19 protein-coding genes are annotated in these 19,632 nt (G+C 32.1%); 8 read left to right on the top strand and 11 right to left on the bottom strand.

Annotated features, from left to right (window positions below; translation table 11 throughout):
* Position 1: 1 nt before the first annotated feature.
* From PF022_RS06895 to ribD, 8 genes are read left to right on the top strand one after another with little or no spacing between them, the layout of a single operon-like run.
* The gene (locus tag PF022_RS06895) at positions 2–535 is read left to right on the top strand and encodes a hypothetical protein (RefSeq protein WP_271021763.1); all 534 of its coding nucleotides are present in this window, start codon (positions 2–4) and stop codon (positions 533–535) included.
* A complete protein-coding gene (locus PF022_RS06890) occupies positions 532–1,074 on the top strand; it encodes a hypothetical protein (protein WP_271021761.1) in 543 nt (180 codons plus the stop codon). Before PF022_RS06895 ends, PF022_RS06890 begins: the two co-directional genes overlap by 4 nt.
* 9 nt (positions 1,075–1,083) lie before the next feature.
* Positions 1,084–1,968 carry a homoserine kinase gene (gene thrB / locus PF022_RS06885; RefSeq protein WP_271021760.1) on the top strand — a complete coding sequence of 295 codons (885 nt, stop codon included), beginning with the start codon at positions 1,084–1,086 and terminating at the stop codon, positions 1,966–1,968.
* A gap of 27 nt (positions 1,969–1,995) precedes the next feature.
* Positions 1,996–2,241, top strand: a complete 246-nt coding sequence (locus PF022_RS06880; protein WP_271023314.1) for a DUF448 domain-containing protein — start codon at positions 1,996–1,998, stop codon at positions 2,239–2,241.
* Positions 2,234–4,810, top strand: coding sequence for a translation initiation factor IF-2 (infB, locus tag PF022_RS06875; RefSeq protein ID WP_271023313.1), 2,577 nt, complete (start codon positions 2,234–2,236; stop codon positions 4,808–4,810). The genes PF022_RS06880 and infB overlap by 8 nt, the downstream gene beginning before the upstream one ends.
* Positions 4,807–5,163 (top strand): 30S ribosome-binding factor RbfA, encoded by a 357-nt coding sequence (gene rbfA, locus PF022_RS06870; protein WP_271023312.1) that lies wholly within the window; start codon positions 4,807–4,809, stop codon positions 5,161–5,163. Before infB ends, rbfA begins: the two co-directional genes overlap by 4 nt.
* Positions 5,147–5,578: a ribosome maturation factor RimP gene (locus tag PF022_RS06865; protein ID WP_271023311.1), complete on the top strand. Its 432-nt coding sequence runs from the start codon at positions 5,147–5,149 to the stop codon at positions 5,576–5,578. Before rbfA ends, PF022_RS06865 begins: the two co-directional genes overlap by 17 nt.
* Positions 5,572–6,600 (top strand): bifunctional diaminohydroxyphosphoribosylaminopyrimidine deaminase/5-amino-6-(5-phosphoribosylamino)uracil reductase RibD, encoded by a 1,029-nt coding sequence (ribD, locus tag PF022_RS06860; protein ID WP_271021755.1) that lies wholly within the window; start codon positions 5,572–5,574, stop codon positions 6,598–6,600. The genes PF022_RS06865 and ribD overlap by 7 nt, the downstream gene beginning before the upstream one ends.
* Here the strand turns inward: ribD and hemW are convergent.
* The 11 genes from hemW to PF022_RS06805 form a co-directional block, all read right to left on the bottom strand.
* Positions 6,586–7,656: a radical SAM family heme chaperone HemW gene (gene hemW / locus PF022_RS06855; protein ID WP_271021754.1), complete on the bottom strand. Its 1,071-nt coding sequence runs from the start codon at positions 7,654–7,656 to the stop codon at positions 6,586–6,588. The two genes, ribD and hemW, sit on opposite strands and share 15 nt — an antisense overlap.
* A 40-nt stretch (positions 7,657–7,696) precedes the next feature.
* Positions 7,697–8,254 carry a hypothetical protein gene (locus PF022_RS06850; protein ID WP_271021753.1) on the bottom strand — a complete coding sequence of 186 codons (558 nt, stop codon included), beginning with the start codon at positions 8,252–8,254 and terminating at the stop codon, positions 7,697–7,699.
* 11 nt (positions 8,255–8,265) lie between these two features.
* A complete protein-coding gene (locus PF022_RS06845) occupies positions 8,266–10,347 on the bottom strand; it encodes a TonB-dependent receptor domain-containing protein (RefSeq protein ID WP_271023310.1) in 2,082 nt (693 codons plus the stop codon).
* Between the two features lie 86 nt (positions 10,348–10,433).
* Positions 10,434–13,484, bottom strand: a complete 3,051-nt coding sequence (locus PF022_RS06840) for an efflux RND transporter permease subunit (protein WP_271021751.1) — start codon at positions 13,482–13,484, stop codon at positions 10,434–10,436.
* Positions 13,481–14,203 carry an efflux RND transporter periplasmic adaptor subunit gene (locus PF022_RS06835; protein ID WP_271023308.1) on the bottom strand — a complete coding sequence of 241 codons (723 nt, stop codon included), beginning with the start codon at positions 14,201–14,203 and terminating at the stop codon, positions 13,481–13,483. The genes PF022_RS06840 and PF022_RS06835 overlap by 4 nt, the downstream gene beginning before the upstream one ends.
* Positions 14,200–15,438, bottom strand: coding sequence for a TolC family protein (locus PF022_RS06830; protein ID WP_271021749.1), 1,239 nt, complete (start codon positions 15,436–15,438; stop codon positions 14,200–14,202). Before PF022_RS06830 ends, PF022_RS06835 begins: the two co-directional genes overlap by 4 nt.
* 404 nt (positions 15,439–15,842) lie before the next feature.
* Positions 15,843–16,475: a formyltransferase family protein gene (locus PF022_RS06825; RefSeq protein WP_271021748.1), complete on the bottom strand. Its 633-nt coding sequence runs from the start codon at positions 16,473–16,475 to the stop codon at positions 15,843–15,845.
* On the bottom strand, positions 16,472–17,674 hold the full coding sequence (gene pseH, locus PF022_RS06820) for a UDP-4-amino-4,6-dideoxy-N-acetyl-beta-L-altrosamine N-acetyltransferase (protein WP_271023306.1): 1,203 nt from the start codon (positions 17,672–17,674) through the stop codon (positions 16,472–16,474). Before pseH (PF022_RS06820) ends, PF022_RS06825 begins: the two co-directional genes overlap by 4 nt.
* A complete protein-coding gene (locus PF022_RS06815) occupies positions 17,664–18,353 on the bottom strand; it encodes a formyltransferase family protein (protein ID WP_271021746.1) in 690 nt (229 codons plus the stop codon). The genes pseH (PF022_RS06820) and PF022_RS06815 overlap by 11 nt, the downstream gene beginning before the upstream one ends.
* A complete protein-coding gene (gene pseH / locus PF022_RS06810; RefSeq protein ID WP_271021745.1) occupies positions 18,353–18,883 on the bottom strand; it encodes a UDP-4-amino-4,6-dideoxy-N-acetyl-beta-L-altrosamine N-acetyltransferase in 531 nt (176 codons plus the stop codon). Before pseH (PF022_RS06810) ends, PF022_RS06815 begins: the two co-directional genes overlap by 1 nt.
* Positions 18,880–19,632 carry a cytochrome c biogenesis CcdA family protein gene (locus tag PF022_RS06805; RefSeq protein ID WP_271021744.1) on the bottom strand — a complete coding sequence of 251 codons (753 nt, stop codon included), beginning with the start codon at positions 19,630–19,632 and terminating at the stop codon, positions 18,880–18,882. Before PF022_RS06805 ends, pseH (PF022_RS06810) begins: the two co-directional genes overlap by 4 nt.

Genomic DNA, 19,632 nt, shown 5'->3' with positions numbered 1-19,632 from the left:
CATGGAAAAAAGTCGTCTTATAAATACAACACTAAACATACAATACGAACAAGCCCATATAAAAAGCGAAGAATGTGCCAAAGAATTCAACAAACTAACACAAAGCGATGAAGACCCAATAGGTGAATGGCTAAGAATCATGCGTGCTAAAAAGGGTAATTTTGATAGCGAAAATACAATTGTCTTAGAATTATTAGTAGAAATATACAGAAAGCTAGAGATTCTAGAAAACAAAATAGAAAAAAATCCAAAAACATACATACCACTAGAGTATTCATCAAATATATCTACAATAGGACATGGGTGTTTTGCACTAGAAGATTCAAATCTATTAGAAAATACGCTATATTATGGAAGAGTTGAGTTACCAACATTCCCAACAAGAATCGTTCCTATGTATTTTAAATACAACAAAGAACTAGCATTCATAGAGCAAATACACGCTAGAGACGAAATGGAGTGGGATAGCTATGTAGCAAGCAAAGAAAGAGCATTAATAAGAATGATAAAATCAGACAAAAAGGCGAATGTATGATAAATGAAGAAAACCTAATGTTATGGGTAGCAGTGGGTGCTGGAGCTATTCTAATATTATTAATTATATATTTATACATAAAAGAAAATGAAAGTACCAAAAGAACCAAAAGATATGAAAAATCAATAGAAGAACTAAACAAAGAAGTATATCGCCTACAAAAAAAAATAAAAAATACAGAAATGAATGTAGAGCAATTTAAATCAAATATAAAACAACAAATATACCAAGACATGAGATTAGAGATGAAAAATCTAATAGATTCAAACCTTCACTCATCAGTAATGCCACTAAGAAGCCAAATTGATTTATTGCAAAACCAACTTGAAAACTCTAAAGATATGCTTGAAAATAAGATATTTGGACTTGAAGATAGAATAAAAGAATTTGCCTACACACCTACGAATCCTACTAACATTGATGAGGGCAGAATTATTTCTATGTTTAAAGATGGTTGGAGTGTAGATTCAATAGCAAAAGAGCTAAGAATCGGAAAAGGTGAGGTAGAATTTACATTAAAATTTGCAAATTTAAATTAGGTGAAAGAAATGCAGTTTAAAATACCAGCAACAAGTGCGAATCTAGGACCTGGCTTTGATACTTTAGGATTAGCTTTAGGGCTTTATAATAAAATAACAATAAAACCAGCCAAGATTCAAAGCATACATGTAGAAGGCGAAGGCACAAAAAACACCAAAATAAGAGTTGATAACGCATTTGTCAAAATATTTAACGAACAGCTAAGAAGGCTAAAAATTGAAAAACAAAACTTCAAATTCACATTTGAAAATTCTATTCCTATCTCAAGAGGGCTAGGTAGCAGTTCTGCAGTTATAGTCGGTGCTATTAGTGCGGCCTTTAAAATTGCCAAAAAAGCAATAAATAAAGAAGAGATTCTAAATATAGCACTATATTACGAATCTCACCCAGATAATATCACTCCAGCACTTGTTGGAGGATTTAATGTATGTATGCTAATGCATAGACAAGTAAGATTTATAAACAAAAAATTACCAAATACAATAAAAGCAGTAATTGCAATCCCACAACAATCAATCTCAACACACCATTCAAGACAAACACTGCCAAAGAGATACTCGCAAAAAGATGCTATTTTCAACATATCGCATTCGACATATCTTGCTAGTGCCTTTTTTGAAGAAAGGTGGGATTTATTAAGAGAAGCAAGTATGGATAGATTCCACCAATTTTACAGAATGAAGCAAGTGCCAATCTTATTTGATTTACAAAAGACTGCACTAAATAATGGTGCTTTGATGAGCACACTATCAGGAAGCGGTTCTACATTTTTTAATTTATGTTATAGCGATGATGCAGATAGACTACATGCCGTGTTAGAAAATAAATTCAAAAACATAAAGATTCTAACACTTCCATTTGATAACAATGGCGTATCCTTTGAAGAATTTTAAGTTCTAAAGTGATATAATGGAGATTTTATGTCAAACCCTACTAGAATGTGTATAAAGTGCAGAAATAGATTGTTACAATGTGAGCTAATTCGCCTTCAATATATAAATTCAAAACTGATAAAGTTTAGCGGTTTTGGTAGAAGTTTTTACATATGCCACACTTGTAAAGAATCTAAAAATATTTCAGATATTTTGCTTAGGGTTTGCAAAATTGACAAAAAATACAAAGACCAAATAAACCAAGAATTAAAGGAGTTGTTAATATATGGATAAAATCCGTATTAGTCAAATAGCAAAAGAGCTTGGGAAGACAAGCAAAGAAATACTGCAAAAAGCACAGGAATTAGGACTAGAAGCAAAGACGGCGTCAAGTGCTGTTAGTGCAACTGAAGCAGAAGAGTTGTATAACTACATAATATCAGGCAAACTACCAGAAGGCAAAAAAAAGGCTAAAAAAGAGACAAAAGAAAAAGAAAGCACAAAGCCCAAAAAAGAAACAAAGGCTAAAAAAGAAGAAGTAAAACAAGAAAAGCCAAAAGAAGAAGTAAAAGAAACAAAAGAGAAAGAAAAAGAAAAAAAACCATCTATTCCAGCTAAGAAAGAAGAAGTAAAAGAAACAAAAGAGAAAGAAAACCAAATAAAAAGAACTGGCTTAAGAATCGTCAAAAAAAGAGAACAAGAAAAGCCAAGCACAAATAACGATACAAAAAAAGAAAACCCAACAAAAACTCTACAAGACCTACTTGGCAACATAGACACGGAAGATTCTTACAAAAAAGACAAAAAAAAGAAAAAAGACAAGCATGTAAATCACGCCAAAAAACATAGCAATGATTACAAAATGGACTTGCTAGATAATAGAGAATTTAATTCAACTGATGACGATGAAGAAGAAGGCGTTATACTCTTTGATCTAAGCGTTCAAGATGAAGTAGATATAGATGAAGATGAAAATGAAAAGAAAGCAACAACCGATAGAATAAGGGTGCAACGACACAATCCTTTCATGGAGCAAGGTAGCACAAGGCGTTCTAGCAGAAAAAAAGCACCAAAAGTGCAAAAAATCCAAGAAGCAGTAAGCGGTGTGGTAAAAATCCCAGAAGAGATTCGCGCATATGAATTTGCAGAAAAAGTAGGCAGAAGCATAGGAGAGGTAATAAAAATACTCTTCAACCTTGGAATGATGATAACCAAAAATGACTTCCTAGAAAAAGATGCAATAGAGATTCTAGCAGAAGAGTTTGGTGTTGAAATCGAGCTTATAAATACTGCTGATGAGCTTGATTATACACAGCTACATGATGATAATGATAAAGAAGAGCACCTAATTACAAGAGCACCTGTCGTTACAATAATGGGACATGTAGATCATGGTAAAACTTCACTGCTTGATTATATAAGAAACACAAAAGTAGCACATGGTGAAGCTGGTGGAATCACACAGCACATAGGTGCATATACAATCACAAAAAATGACAAAGAAATCACCTTTATTGACACTCCCGGACACGAAGCATTTAGCGAAATGAGGGCTAGAGGTGCTTCTGTAACAGATATAGCAATAATAGTAATAGCAGCAGATGATGGCATAAAACCACAAACCATAGAAGCACTAAACCATGCAAAAGCTGCAAAAGCACCTATTATAATAGCAGTAAATAAAATGGATAAGCCAGATGCAAATCCCGATAAGGTAAAAGCAGAAGCCGCAGAGTTAGGATTCACACCTTTAGAATGGGGTGGAGAATATGAGTTTGTGCATATTTCTGCTAAAACTGGTATGGGTATTGATGACTTATTAGAAACTATCTTGCTTCAAGCAGAGATAATAGAGCTAAAAGCAAATCCAAACAAGCAAGCAAGAGCAGTAGTCATTGAAAGTAGTCTAGAAAAAGGCAAAGGACCAGTAGCAACAATAATCGTGCAAAATGGAACTTTAAATGTTGGAGATAGCATTATTGCAGATACTGCATTTGGTAGGGTTAGAGCAATTACAAACGATCTTGGAGAAAATATAAGCAAAATAACTCCTTCTGGTGTTGGAGTAATAACTGGTCTTAGCGAAGTGCCTCCTGCTGGTTCTATACTTCTAGCAGTGGAAAACGATACAATAGCAAGGGATTATGCACAAAAAAGAGCAGCTCACTTGCGACAAAAAGAACTATCGCACTCAACTAAAGTATCTTTTGATGAACTAAGCTCAATGGTTGCAAAAGGTCAGCTAAAAAGCCTACCTGTTATTATAAAAGCTGATACACAAGGAAGTTTAGAGGCAATAAAAGGAAGTTTAGACAAGCTTCAAAACGAAGAAGTGCAAGTAAATGTGATTCATAAAGGTGTAGGAGGAATCACAGAGAGTGATGTTACGCTAGCTGGTGCTAGTAGTAATTGTGTGATTTTAGGATTCAATGTTCGTCCAACTGGAAGCGTGAAAAATAAAGCCAAAGAATTGGGCATTGAAATTAAGACATATTCGATTATTTATTCATTAATCGATGATATTAAGGCATTGCTTGGCGGATTACTATCTCCTGTGCTAGAAGAAGAAAACACCGGTCAAGCAGAAGTAAGAGAGACATTTAGCATAGCTAAAGTTGGCGTTATTGCTGGGTGCTTTGTAACTGATGGAGTAATCCAAAGAGGTATAAAAGTTAGGCTAATTAGAAATGGTGTTGTAATACACACTGGCAATATAGCATCGCTAAAGAGATTCAAAGATGACGCAAGAGAAGTTCAAAAAGGCTTTGAATGCGGAATTATGCTAGAGAGTTTCAATGATATACAAATAGGCGATGTATTTGAGACATTCAAAGAAGTGCATAAACAAAGAGAGTTAGATTGAAAAGCATAAAACTCCAACGCACAGAATCTCTACTAAAAGAAATAGTAGGGATAGCACTATCGCAACTAAATGATACAAGGCTAAGCTCTCTAAATGTAGTAGATGTGCAATGCTCTAAAGGCAAGCATAATGCACAAGTCTTCTTAAGTGCAGACTATGACGAAAAAGAACAAAGAGAAATACTGCAACAACTAAAAAAAGCAAATGGGATCATAAAAGAGTATTGTCTTGAAGAGACTGGCTGGTTTAGGTGTCCGGATTTTAAGTTTATATTTGATAACACACTAGAACAACAAAATAAATTAGAATCTATATTTCAACAAATAAAGAGTGAAAATGATGATAGGCAATGAATTAGAAGCAAAAATAGAAAATCTCATAAAGTCACTAGAGTGTGAATTGTATGGAATTGACATTCTAAAAGAAAATGATAGCAAAATACTAAGAATCTATATTACAAAATCACCACAAGTAACGCTAGATGACTGCAAAGAAGTAAGTCTTGTGCTATCACCACTTTTAGATGTTGAATTAGAAAATTATGACAATTATTTCTTAGAAGTTAGCTCACCGGGGATTGAAAGAGTGCTAAAGACAATGGTGCACTTCAAAGGTGCAATAGGCGAAATGGTAAAAATAAAGACAATTAATAAGCACGAATATAAAGGCAAACTAATAAAAGTAGAAGCAGAATCTTTAGTTATAGAAGATGGAACAAAAATAGAGATTCAAGACATAAAAAAAGCACAAACATTTTTCATATGGTAGATGATAGCTTTTATTTAAATTTAGCGATAAATAGAGCATGGGAATATCAGTGTATAACTATCCCAAATCCAGCCGTAGGTGCTCTAGTCATAGATAAAAATGGGCAAATACTAAGCATACAAGCACACAAAGAAGTAGGCACACCTCATGCAGAGGTATTAGCCTTAAAAGAATCTTATATAAAACTAACCAACGATAATAAGATAGAAAACATTACAGATTCTGCTGAAATTCACAAATATCTGCTTAAAAATGCAAAATCAATCTTTAATGATATAACAATGTATGTTACACTCTCTCCTTGCACACATGTGGGCAAAACTCCTTCATGTGCAAATCTACTAAAAGAGCTAAAAGTTAAAAAAATCATAATAGGAAGTGAAGATATAAACAAAAATGCACAAGGCGGTGGAGAGCTATTAGAACAAAATGGGATAGAAGTTATATATGCATACAAACAACAAAAAATGCAAAAAGTAGCGCTAAAAGCTAAAGAGTTGCTATTGCCATTTATATCATTACAGAGTAAGGATTCTTTTGTGTTATTTAAGTATGCAAGCAGACTAAATGGTAGCATAGATGGGGGCAGAATAAGCAATGAATCTTCGCAAATATTTATGCACAACATAAGAACCAAAGTAGATAACCTGCTAATCTCTGGTAAAACCATAATGCTAGATAACCCAACACTAGATTGCAGATATGCTACTTTAGATAATAAAAAAGCACCAAACATAACAATTCTAACAAGAAATAAAAATCTCCCACAAAATGCACCATTATTTCACATAAATAGAGAAATTACAATCACAAATACGCCACCAAAGCCAAGTGGGTTTATTATGATAGAAGGTGGCATTAGTATGCTAGAGTCTCTAATAGATATGGTTGATATGATTTTATTGTTTTTAAGCCCTACAATCTCACAAAACACGCTAATACATACACTAAACTTGAATCTAAAGATTCTACATACATCAGAACTTGATGGGGATTTATTAATATGGTTAGCTAAAAAATAATGCTAACTCATCTCCCAAAAAATAATCACTTGCAATAATTTTGTTACCATTTTTATAAACTTTATTTTCTTGCAATAGCAATTCACACTTTTTAGAATCTAAAAACTTACAATCAACCCCAACTAAAGAGCGAAATCCCAAAAATAACCTCTCTAAGGCTATATCTTCTATGCTTAGATTTTCCACTCTTGGAGGTGTGCCTTTTATAAATGATTCTATTTTGGATTCCTCATAATATCTAGTGCCTTTTAGACATGATACAGCACCAGCACCAACCCCTAAATAATCAGCACCACGCCAATATGCTAAATTATGCTGACTTTTATAATATGAATCATTAATAACCCTCCCATAGTTGCTAACTTCATATTGTTTAAAGCCTGATTTCTCTAAGAGACTTCTAACAAAATGTCCCATACTATCAAATCCGCAAAACTCCCCTATAAACTCTTTTTTATTTTGAGTAAAAAACCTACTTCCAGAATCTATGCTTAACTGATATGCTGAAATGTGATTAATATGTAGTTTGGAGGCTATTTTCACTTCATCTTCTAAAGTTTCTCTAACACAAAGTGGAGTGCCATAAATTAAATCAATACTAATATTGCTTAATCCTGCACTAGTAGCAAAGTCTAAAGCATGAAAAATAGAATCTCTACTATGATCTCTCTCCAAAAACTCTAACTTTTCTTTATAAAAACTCTGCACACCAAGGCTAAGCCTATTTACTCCAAGATTTTTTAGGTGAAATATCCACTCTTTAGTGCATGAATTTGGATTTGCCTCTATGTTTATCTCACTATTTTCTATAAGATATGGATTAAAAGTCTCAAAGATTCCATTGTATAAATTATAATCAACAACACTAGGCGTCCCACCACCAATATAAACAGATGTAATTTTGTAGTTTTCTTGTTGTAGTTTAGATCTTAGAGTATCTCGCAAGAATCTCATATAAGATTCTTTTAGATGATTTTTATTTATTTTTGAATTAAAGGCACAATAGCCACATTTACTATCGCAAAATGGTATATGAATATAAAGTGCAATTTCCAAAGAATCTCCAAAAATGCAAATTATATCCAAATACCTAAAATCAAATACTAAAATATATAGCTAAAGCAGTAACCAAGAATCCAAGCAATACAGCAATCATAGAACCTTTTCTGTCTTTTTTGCAAAATGCAGTTATAAACAATCCAGAAATATATAATAAAACTAATGCAACAGAAAATGCTATGGCTAAAATATCAAAATAATACTTGCCAGCTGCCTTGTGTAGTAGCAACACCACACCATATAAGTTTCTATCTATCGTTTGTAGCGTATAGCCTTCATTGTCTTTATTCTTTAATAGCACCACTTGATATTTTAAATTCCCCATGCTATGAGCACCTTTAGCAAACCTAACTTCAGTATTGCTAGGTATTGCTAGATTGTTCTCTTTAAGTGTATTTAGCATGATTTCTTGAATCTTTTCTGCGTTAATTTCTGAATTGATAGCTACCTTATTTATCTCTGCACCTGCATTTTGACGATAGTCAAATATATATCCAACACCAGTGATTGCATATATTAGTGCCATTGGTATAAAAAATAAGCTAACATATAGATGAATCTTCATCCAAGACTTATTGCTGATTAACTTTTTCATTTTAATTGATATTAAAATTCAAACTTATAGTTAATCCACATATTTCTGCCTTCATAGTAGTCTTTATAACTATTTGCATATGCTACATTGCCATTATTTAAATACTCATGTGGAACAAAGAAATCTCTATCAAACAAATTATTAATGGCCAAACTAATGCTTGAAGACTTTGATAACTTATAACTCATACCCAAATCAACAACATAAAAATCTTTATACTTATCTAATCCCAGTATAGGTCGATTACCACCACCTTTAGATTTAGCTAAAGTATCATATCTACCTGTTGCTTTAATATATGAGCTAAGCTTACCACTAGTGTAATTTAATTTCAAAATTGCTGTGTGTCTAGGAACATTCTCAACCCTATCTCCACCAAGGACATTTTTTATCCCATCTTTATATTTTTTATCCAAAAATGTATAAGAAACATTTGCACTAAAGCCTTTATACTCTCCACTAGTTAGTGCAACCTCAACTCCTAAAGCCTCATTTCTACCTCTATTTACAGAATAATAACAACCAGTATCTACAGAACATTCTGCACCATTTGGCAACATAGCTTGATAATCATACATTTCACTTGATATCTCATCTCTAAACTCGGTTTGAAACGCTGTAATACTTACATTTCCATAATGATTAAAATCAAATATAGTTCCCAATTCATAGTTAATACTAGATTCTGGCTTTAAATTTGGATTCCCATAGTAGCCTAAACTATATTCTCCACTAGTTAGCACTTTTGCTTCTGGTGTTTTATAGCCCTTTGCTACCCCACCTTTTAAGGTTATATTATCAGTTAGATGATATACCAAATATCCTCTAGGTATGAATTCCCCATCAAATAAATCACTCTTTGCATATCTCAAACCACCAGTTAAAATAAGAGAATCTGTTATGTAATATTCTGCTTCAGCATATGGAGAAATTGTTGTTTGATCTTGATCTTTACCTTGCAAAGCTCCAGCACTAGAAGCAAAAGTTACGAAATTTTCATACATAAATTGTGCTCCAGCACTTAAAGACATGCCACCAAGATTCCCCATACTAATTGGGATTATTGCCTTGCTTTCAGCGATATAGACTTCACTATCCAATCTTGCACCTTTACTTACAGCACCATTACCTGCAATAGAGCTACTACCGACCTCGCTTGTTGTTTGTGATTGCAGATATGTATTTAGCGTCCCAAAGTGATAATATCCATCGTGATTTAATAGTAAATTATTCTTTCTATACTTTTTATTTACCGCTACACTTTTACCTGAAGTATTGTTTGTAGCTGTTTTTTGAAAATAATGCTCCGCATCAAAATACATATTATTTTGTTCATTTATAGTCCAATTAAGTCTTGTGCCTATATTACCCATATCAAATGCACCGGGAGAATGACTAGGATATGCTGTGTTTGGATTGCTTAGATCTGTCTGTGTAGGCCATTTTAGATTGCTCTTTTCCCTTGTTTTATATTGACCTCTTAGTGAAAGAGATAGTGTATCTTTTAGCAATGGAAATGCCAAATAAGAATTTATACCTTTATAATTCCCATATAAATCTGGGTGCTGTTGAAACTTTGTATCAAATGAAATTGTCCCTGTTACTTCACTTGGATTCTTCTTTGTGATTATATTTACCACACCACCTACAGCATCTCCACCATACAAAGTAGAAGCAGGACCCTTTATAATCTCTATTCTCTCAATCATAGCTAGTGGTGGCAAATATGCATTATCAGCTTCTCCAAATCCATTGCCTTGGAATCCTCTAACTGAATTTTGCCTCTTGCCATCAACTAAAACAAGCACATAGTTTGAACCATAACCCCTAATATTAAACGAGTAAGTTCCAAGTTTAGATACACTAACATCAACCCCTGGAACATCTTTTATGGCATCTGCAATATCAGCCACTGGTCTATTTTCCAAGTCTTCTTTTGTGATTATAGATATACTAGCAGGTGCATCTTTTACATCTTGCTCAAATCCAGTAGCACTAATTACTGAAGTATCTAATCTATACTCATTTGCATAAACATTGGCAGATAAAATACCAGCTAATGAAACACAGACAACAAGTTTTTTCATTTCCATTCCTTTTAATTCTAATAATAAGAATGGATTTTATTTACTATTTGTTTAAAAATATATAAAAATGAAAGTTAATCTTAAAATTGAAATTATTTATACCAATTTCTAAGTTTTCTATCTAAATTATAAGATACTCTAAAAAGGGCAGGGACGATTAATAAACTAAGAATCATTGAAAATACAAGTCCTCCTATCATAGCAATTCCCATTGGAGATTTAATACCACTTCCAGCTCCACTTGCTAATGCTAAAGGCAACATTCCAAAAACCATAGCAATGGTAGTCATCAGTATTGGTCGCAACCTTTCTTTGCCAGCCTCACAAATAGCCTGTGCAATCTCAATGCCAGATTCTATCTTTTCGTTTGCTACATCAATTATAAGCGTAGCATTTTTTCCAACCAATCCCATTAAAAGCATAAGCCCCATAACACTAAAAAGACTGATAGATTCACCACTTATAAAAAGTGCGAAAAATGCTCCACTAAAGCTAAGTGGCAAGGTTGTTATTATAATTAATGGTTGCAATAAAGATTCATAAAGTGCTGCTAAAATTAAATATATAAGGATAAATGCCATACTCATAGCAACGATAAATGCTTCATTTGTCTCTTGCATATACTTTGCATATCCTTCAATTTTATATCTAACCCCATCTAATAGCCATGAATCTGTATTGTTTTCAACATAACTTGTAGCCTCTCCAAGACTTATTCCATTACCCAAATTAGAATACACCATAATACTTTTCTGTCTATCATAATGCTTTATAGAAGTAATAGAATCTATTTCTTGTATATCAACTAAGCCTTCTAAAAACACTATATCTCCTCTTTTATTCCTTAAAATCAATCTTCTTATATCATTTATATTTGACTTTTGTGTGCTTAGAAGAACTATGTCATATTCTTTTCCATTTTCTTTAAAATAAGATATAGCATACTCCCCGCTAAAAGCATTGCTAACTGCTAGTGCAATTTCTTTTGCACTAAAGCCATATTCATTAGCAACACTCTGCTTTATATCAAGCCTTATTTGCGGTGTTTTGGGCTTTATGTCAGTGTGTATATCACTATATTTACCACTACTTTGCATAAGAGATTCTAGTCTATTTAGGCTTTCTTGTAATTTTTCATCACTAAATGAATAAAGTGCCATCTGAAAAGGTGAATCATCTTCGCCAAGACTAATTTGTGGAATCTCAATTAGCGTAATATCCATATCAAGCTTGCTAGAATATGGCTTATATACTTCTCTTAGAGATTCCATTATCTCTTGCAAACCTCTATCTCTTTTATTATATGGTGTTAGTTTTACATAGATTTTCCCTTCATATACCTTCCTCTCTTGTGTGAATCCTATATTTAAAATGCTATACTCAACTTCAGGCAACCTATCCAAATAAGCTTGAATCTCCAAAGATTCTTCTTGCATTTTTTCCATTGAAATTCCGGGCTTACTTACTAATCTTATATCAAACTCTGCTTTATCTTCAGAGGGTAAAAACTCAACTCCAAGCCTAGAAATTAACAATAAAGAGCTAACAAAAGCTAAAAACACAAGCAAAATAACACGCCAATTATTTCTTAATACAACCTGCAAGATTCTGCTATAAAACTCTTCAATATTGGTAAAATACTTTTCTGTATTTGCGTAGAATCTGCTTTTTTGTGTAGTTATGATTCTTGCTGATAGCATTGGGATTAATGATATAACAACAAAATACGAAATAATAATTGAAGCTGATAGACTAAGACCAAAAGACACAAAGAATCTCCCAGTAACTCCACTCATATTTGCAATTGGTATAAATACAGATAATAGCATACACGATATAGCAATTAACGCAAAAGATATCTGCTTAACACCTTCATATGCTGCTTCCCTTCTTTCCATTCCTTGTTCTATTTTTTTATATATATTTTCAATTACAACAATAGCATCATCAATAATAATACCTATTGCAAGAGTAATTGCAATCATGGTAGCTAAATTTAATGTCATACCAAAGAAATAAAGACAAGCAAACGCACCCATAATTGAGATGGGCAAACTAAGTGCCGCTATTAGCGTTACAGAAAGATTCCGTAAAAATACAAACACTATGAAAACGGCCAAGAATGCACCTAAGAACAAATCAAATGAAACAGAATTTATGGTATCTTGTATATAATTTGTCGTATCTCTAACGATTGTTAGATCATAATCACTACTTATACTCCGCAAAAATGGAAGGTTCTCTAATAATCCCTCTTTAATTTCAATTTCATTTGCACCAGATATTTTTTGTAGCTCTAATAAAATCCCTTCACTTTGAATCTCGCCATCTGCTAAACTTGAGAAACTTCTCCTCTCCTTTGTTGAATCCAAAATTACAGCAATATCTCCCAGCTTTATGCCATTTGCGACAACTATATTTGCTAATTCTTCTACTTTATCTTTATCACTCTTACTTAGAATCTTCCACTCTTTATCTTTAGAGATTATTTTACCGCCATCTAGTTGGATATTTTGGGCATTTATCGCTTGTGCTATATCTGTATATGTTAGGTTGTATTTGCTAAGTGCGTTATTGTTTGGCTTTATTTTTATCTCTCTTTCCAAAAAGCCAACCATATTCACACTTCCTACACCCTTTATCCTCTGCAAAAGTGGCTTAATATTCAAATCAGCATAAGTATTTAATGCTAACAATTCTTTGGTGTTTGTGATTTTATGTTTAGGAGATATAAACAAAGATACAACAGGTGCTCCTCCTACATTATATTTTTCTATTATTGGAGAGTCTATATCATTATCCAAACTTAGTCTTGAGATTTTATCCCTTACATCATTTGCGGCAATTTCTATCTCTTTAGTAAGTTCAAATTCTGCAACAACAATGCTCACATTATCGCTACTAGTCGATGTTATCTTTTTTAGCTCATCAATTCCACTTATTGCTTCTTCTATCTTTTCTGTTACTTTGCTTTCTACTATTTCTGCATTTGCACCTTTATATATTGTTGTTATAGTAATTATTGGCACATCTACATTTGGATATAAAGATACGCTCAAGTTTTTTAGAGCATTAATCCCAAAAAACACTAATATTAATGCAAAGCTAAACACCAAAATCGGACGAGAAATAGCTAATTTCATGGTTGTATAAATCCATCTCCAAAAATACCACTAGGTATAGATTCTAAAAACTCCCCTTCGGCTATTGCCTTTTTTGTTTTATCATTTATACTTGGATATATTTTATTTATAGCAATTGGATTTTTGCTTATATTATTTTCTAATTTATTGCCAACTTTTACTTGTGTAAAATACTTAGAATCAAATTCTATTAAAGCCTTTTTTTCTTTAGATTCTAAAATAAATAGCTTACTAGATATAGCACCAATGCCATCGCCAACTTCTACAAATTTTTCTGAAATCACACCACTAAATGGAGCATAAAGGATTGATTTTTCTAATAATTCTTTTTGTAGCTTATAATTAGATTCTGCTTTTTTTAGCTCATATAGACTTGTTTTATATTGGGTTGCGATTTTTTCAAAGGTATTTTTATCTATTGCTTCTTTTGATTTTTCATAACGCAAAAATTGATCTTTTAAAAAGCTATGTTGTATCCTAGCCCCCTCCAAAAGTGCCAATGACACTTCTACACTAGCTTTTAAGTCATCATTTTTTAAAGCCAATAATTTATCTCCCTTTTTTACATGGCTTCCTACATCTACAAATATCTCTTTTATAATTCCACTACTAGATAGACTTAAAGTTGCCTTTTTTATCGGTTGTATATGGAATGTAGCATAAATCCCCTCACATAACGCTACGCCAAAAAACATAACAAAAACAACAACATATCTCACAAATACTCCTCTAAATTTTCCCCATTTACATACAAGAATTTCGCCTTTTGTATCTCATAGGAAAAATAAGATTCATCAAAAAAAAATTGTGCATTAAACAATGATGTTAGGGAGCTTAAATACTCTGTATAGTCTATTAGTTGAGCATTGAATTTTTCTCTTGCATAGCTATGAGATATTTGTGCTGATTTTAGTGCTGAAGTTGCCCATTTTATCTTTTCTTTGGCTGAATGGAGGGCATTTTTGGAAATTATTCTATCTTTATTATTTTTATCTACATTATATGCATACTCTGTATTTGCTGCTAGTGCGTTTAATCTAGCACTCTCTTTAGCAAAAGAAGTAGCAAAAGAATCAAAAATAGTAAAACTAACACTAATACCAAATACATTTTGATACTTTGGATCTTGTATATCAAAGCTAAATGGCAGTGTAGGTATGTTGCGTGTGCCATAGTTATAATTTGTGTATTTATTAAAAATAGTTATTGTAGGCAGATATGTGTATAGATTCTTAGAAGATTCAACGCCCCTTACATAATGTCTCTGTGATAGCAAATAATTTGGTAGCTTATTATTTGCTTCAACTTCCTTTAGCTTAGAATCCTTATTTATATCAACAATCTCTATCCCACTAAGAAGGCTCAAATTCTCCTTATATATGCTTATCTCCACCTTTATATTTTCTAAGTTATAAGAATTTTGCAAAAATTGCGACCTTATTGCCTCTAAGCTATCTTGTTGTATCAATCCAGCATCATATAAAATATCTTGTTTTTTTAGATTTTCTTGCAACTCTAATTGTTGATTCATTAATGCTTCTTGCTTACTTTTTGCAATAAGCAATGAATAATACTTGGTTATTATTTCTAAAAATACCTTCTCTTGCGTGTCTAAATAATCAAAATAAGAAGATTCTACTTTTGAATCTTGAATTTTTATTTTTCCTTCTCTTTTAAATCCATCAAATAAATCAAATGAACCCTCAACAAAGAATCCCTCTGCCTCTTTAGGATAGAATAAATCAGCATTTGTGGTATTTTGATAGTTATAACCAGCAGCTATTTTTGGGAGATAGTTAGAATATAGTGCATTTTTTTCTTGCTTTAGTGCTTGATGTTGGGCGATTTTTGCTTGTATTAGGGGATTATTTTTTGCATTTTGTATAAGTTCATACAGACTAGATTCAGCAAAGCAATTAACAATAAAACAAAAAAGTATCAATATTCTAAACATGTATTTCCAAAATGTTTCTTTGATTATTGCTAAAATATGCTTAATTAACACTATAGATCTTATCCGGCCTTATCTTAAATATTTTGTTCAATTCATCATAGATAACAAAACACAAATTCATACACAAGTTTGCCACTGATTTGTTTTATTTAATACCCTCTAGCTCTAAAACTTATTTACTTAACCAAAAAATTCATAAAAAATAGAAATCTACTATAAAATCCTACCAACCCCAGCAACCTCGAAATGTATTCGCATAAAATCCAAACTCCACAACCTCTTCTCTAATTTCAAAATTAACACTACCCAAAATCACATCACAAAACTTATTGGTTCATTTCTCATTTGCAAAATCTATAGTCTTTCTTTATCGATTATATACTTATTAATCAACTAAGACTATTTTAACTCCCACAGCTAGAATCATAAATTTTTATAATAAACTTCTTGCCATCTTTATAGAAAAATGCAGGGAACTCCTCATTGCTTACAATTCGCAAAAGATTAAATTGAGATTCCAAACTCTTTGTTATATCTAGCTCACTTGAATCTTTTGTGCGTTTTTGATAAAAGCTCTCCTCTCCAACTTGCTTTTTAGATTCTATATTCGGATATTTGTCTAAAAACTCTAAGCACATTTTTTGACACATTCTAGCTTGAAGCTCTCGCAATTCATCATAGAGTTCACCACCTTTAAGCCTTAGCATATCTTGCAGATAAATATCCCCACTATCTATGCCACAATCTGCTTCAAATAGGCTAAAAGTTATCTCACTCTTACCCTCTAAAACCTGCCAAAACATCGGCGACCAGCCCTTGCCCTTTGGCAAAGAAGAAGCATGGATCACAATATTATGTTTATTTGTATCTAAAAACTCTTTAGGAATTATAGAATGATAAGAGAGGATAAAGACAATCTCATAAGATTCCACAAAATATTTATGAGAGAAATACAAAGGACATTTAAGATTTTCTGCTAACTCTCTAGCATATGGGACAAACCACTGACTTTTAGAGGTTAGGATTGCAACTTTCATGCAACCCCCCTAAAAGACCTATAAGAGAGATTAAACCTACTAAAGCTTAATAGTCCCCCCCCCCCCGCAGATAAATCAAGCTTAACAAAAGACATTTCTTTATTTTCTTGTATTTCAAAGCCAAAGCTCTCATATAATTTTAATGCTCTTTTATTTTTCGTATATACACTAGAATACAAGGTTTTAACTTTTAGAGTATTTTTTGCATAATCTAATAAGTGTTGCATAAGAATCTTCCCATAGCCTTTAAGATTCGGATTAGCATAGATTCCAAACTCACAAGAATCTGAATTTATATCAACAAAATACACAACACCAATTGCAACATCACCACTATAAACCAAAAAATACTCCATATCTTTTCTATCTTTTAAACTTTTTATAAACTCATTATGAATCTCCCATGAAAAATTCTTTGCCTTCATAAACTCGCACACTCTTTTATCGTTTCTCCAAACAAATATAATTGCAATTTCATTAATATCTAGCTCGCTAAAGGATTTAAACTCTATTTTGCAATGATTAACCAACCTAATAAGCATAAAAGATTCTACGCTTTGTAATCCAACTTGCAATCCACGATATTTCGCATTTAGCTCTATTCCCGTTAGACTTCTTGGATGAGGATATTCACATAATTCTGACTTATAAAGATTCATAGCATTTATTTTTAACTCTAAAGTATCACTAATGTCAAAAAACACATTTGGAGAAAAGCTATGTGGATACTTCCACTCTGTTGATGATAAAACTTCAAAGCTATATATTTCGCTCACACACTCATCATTCATAGGTCTAGTTGCCGTAAGAACTGCTTGAAATGTGATTTTATGGTCAATATTTAAATCAGATTCATAATGCGTAAAGATAATATCTGGTTTTGTTTTTTGCTTTATTTTTTCAATACTTTTTATAATCTCTAATAAAGGCACACTATCAAAGGCATTATCAGGGAATCTTTCTCTAAAAACTTCACTTATGCCAATGCTTTTATTTGCCTTATAAAACTCATCATCTAAGATATCATAAGATTCTTGTGTAATATCACTCCTCTTAACTGCTCTACTACTTTTGCCCTCTCCAAGAACCAAAGTATAAGCCCTATGTCCTTCTTTTATCATTCTAGCGATAGTGCCAAAACAACCTAGCACCTCATCATCAGGGTGTGCTACTACAATTAATATGGTTTTATTTCTCATAAATTTTAAATCTCCCAGATATTGTTTTTCTATTTCTTTTAGCTTTATAAAATTCTATTTTAAAGTTACCAAGCTCAATGAAAGCTCTTGGATAAGTAGGTGCATCAAGCATTCTAATAAAGTCATATATAGAATCTAAATTTTTATTATTAATAGTTAGAATATTGCTCTCTTCTCTTTTTCGTCTTTTAAATATCTCCACATCTCCAACTTGCTTTTTAGGTTTTGGATTATTTTTTAAAATATATGGAATCATGTGGAAAAATATAATCTTAGAAGCTTTTTTATAGATTTCTTTAGCACTACCTTTAGAAATATCCAATTTGCTTTTTAGATAAATATCCCCACCATCTAAAATATCATTAACCTTTAGTGCAGATATTTTTGTGTGTTTTATTCCCATAATTATTAGGTTTTGCAATGGACTGCCACCTCTACCATAAGGCAAATCACTCATATGAAATACAACACAAGAAAAGTTTTTATAAATTTCAGATTCTATTTTCTCTGACCAATGAGGAAAGAAAATATATTTAGGATTTATCTTATGAAGATTTTGCAATGTTAAATCTTGCGGTTGTGTAATTAAATGTAATTTGTAATTTTTGCAAGAATCTTGTAGCTTGTAGAAGTTTTTTATATTCCATTTCTTTAGAGTTGCGATTACTATAACTTTCATTACGCAACCAAAGAACTAGAAAATGGAGCTACTAGGAGATTATTACCCCCCCCCCCACTATAAAACACGGAATCTAGCTTTATTAGATTCATCTTTTTATTATTTATTATTTTTTTACAAACATTTTTAAAGCCAAATTTACTATACAAATTTATAGCTTTTATATTTTCACTCTGCACTTGTGCTTTTAATTCTTTTACTTTTAGAGTATTAAAAGCATAATCCAACAAAGTCTCCATTAATATCACTCCATAACCTTTAAGATTCGGATTAGCATAGATTCCAAACTCACAAGAATTGCCAATTTGTATATTTATAAAATCTATAACTCCTATTGGAATTGCACCCTTATACACTAAGAAATATTCTTTATTACAAGTAGTTTTTAAACTCTCTAAAAACTCCAAATGCTCCTTGGGGCTTATTAGAGCATTATACATAAAAGGAGCTACTTTTGGACTATTACGCCATGATAGCACCATTATAGATTCTTCACAACTTAGCTTTGTAAAGTTTTTTAGCTCTATCATTTATAAATCTCTACTAAATACAGAGAAATCTTACTCATTCCGCCACTAGCTACCAAGATTCCTATGATTATTAACAAACTACCAACTATAAATTCAATCACTCTAAAATATCTCTTAATTTTATTTAATGCATTAAAGGCATATCCTATAAAAATAGAACACAGCAAAAACGGAATACTAAACCCTAAAGTATAAACCACCATAAGCCAAATACCTCTCTCACCCTCAAAAGAAGCCAATGATATAATACCAGCTAATATCGGACCAACACAAGGTGTCCAACCAAAGCTAAAACTAGCGCCAAGTAAGAATGGAGTTAAAATATCCTTTGCAAACGAAAATTTCTGTAATTTTGTAAAATCAAAAGTCTTTTGTCTTTGTATAGATGGTATTTTAATAACATTCATAACACATAATCCAAAAATTATTAAAATACCACCAGCAACATATGAGACATAACTGCTAAGCAAGATTCCACCACTTAAGATTCTAGCACTAACAGCACCCAAAAGAACAAATACAATCCCCATGCCAAATATAAAAAATATGGAATTCCTAAGCACAAACAAACGCGACTTAAAAGATAGAACTTCAGAATCTTTTAGCTCATTAATAGAAATATTAGAAACATAAGAAAGATATATAGGTATAAGCGGTAAAACGCAGGGACTAAGAAAAGTCAAAATCCCTGCAACAAGACTAATTAAAATTGGAGCTTCACCAAATAGCCCAACCAAAGATTCTTCCAT

The sequence above is a fragment of the Helicobacter sp. WB40 genome (genome assembly GCF_027859275.1).
Taxonomy (GTDB): Bacteria; Campylobacterota; Campylobacteria; order Campylobacterales; family Helicobacteraceae; genus Helicobacter_D; species Helicobacter_D ibis.
The sequence above is the reverse complement of the archived record's forward strand: the minus strand, read 5'-3'. Positions and strand labels throughout refer to the sequence as shown.

Excerpts from the sequence above, each read along its gene's own strand:
- thrB (WP_271021760.1), top strand. The coding sequence starts at position 1,084 with ATGCAGTTTAAAATACCAGCAACAAGTGCGAATCTAGGACCTGGCTTT.
- ribD (WP_271021755.1), top strand. The coding sequence starts at position 5,572 with ATGGTAGATGATAGCTTTTATTTAAATTTAGCGATAAATAGAGCATGG.
- PF022_RS06815 (WP_271021746.1), bottom strand. The coding sequence starts at position 18,353 with ATGAAAGTTATAGTAATCGCAACTCTAAAGAAATGGAATATAAAAAAC.
- PF022_RS06805 (WP_271021744.1), bottom strand. The coding sequence starts at position 19,632 with ATGGAAGAATCTTTGGTTGGGCTATTTGGTGAAGCTCCAATTTTAATT.
- PF022_RS06830 (WP_271021749.1), bottom strand. The coding sequence starts at position 15,438 with ATGTTTAGAATATTGATACTTTTTTGTTTTATTGTTAATTGCTTTGCT.
- PF022_RS06880 (WP_271023314.1), top strand. The coding sequence starts at position 1,996 with ATGTCAAACCCTACTAGAATGTGTATAAAGTGCAGAAATAGATTGTTA.
- PF022_RS06890 (WP_271021761.1), top strand. The coding sequence starts at position 532 with ATGATAAATGAAGAAAACCTAATGTTATGGGTAGCAGTGGGTGCTGGA.
- PF022_RS06865 (WP_271023311.1), top strand. The coding sequence starts at position 5,147 with ATGATGATAGGCAATGAATTAGAAGCAAAAATAGAAAATCTCATAAAG.
- PF022_RS06845 (WP_271023310.1), bottom strand. The coding sequence starts at position 10,347 with ATGGAAATGAAAAAACTTGTTGTCTGTGTTTCATTAGCTGGTATTTTA.
- PF022_RS06850 (WP_271021753.1), bottom strand. The coding sequence starts at position 8,254 with ATGAAAAAGTTAATCAGCAATAAGTCTTGGATGAAGATTCATCTATAT.
- pseH (WP_271021745.1), bottom strand. The coding sequence starts at position 18,883 with ATGATAGAGCTAAAAAACTTTACAAAGCTAAGTTGTGAAGAATCTATA.
- infB (WP_271023313.1), top strand. The coding sequence starts at position 2,234 with ATGGATAAAATCCGTATTAGTCAAATAGCAAAAGAGCTTGGGAAGACA.
- PF022_RS06895 (WP_271021763.1), top strand. The coding sequence starts at position 2 with ATGGAAAAAAGTCGTCTTATAAATACAACACTAAACATACAATACGAA.
- PF022_RS06825 (WP_271021748.1), bottom strand. The coding sequence starts at position 16,475 with ATGAAAGTTGCAATCCTAACCTCTAAAAGTCAGTGGTTTGTCCCATAT.
- PF022_RS06840 (WP_271021751.1), bottom strand. The coding sequence starts at position 13,484 with ATGAAATTAGCTATTTCTCGTCCGATTTTGGTGTTTAGCTTTGCATTA.
- pseH (WP_271023306.1), bottom strand. The coding sequence starts at position 17,674 with ATGAGAAATAAAACCATATTAATTGTAGTAGCACACCCTGATGATGAG.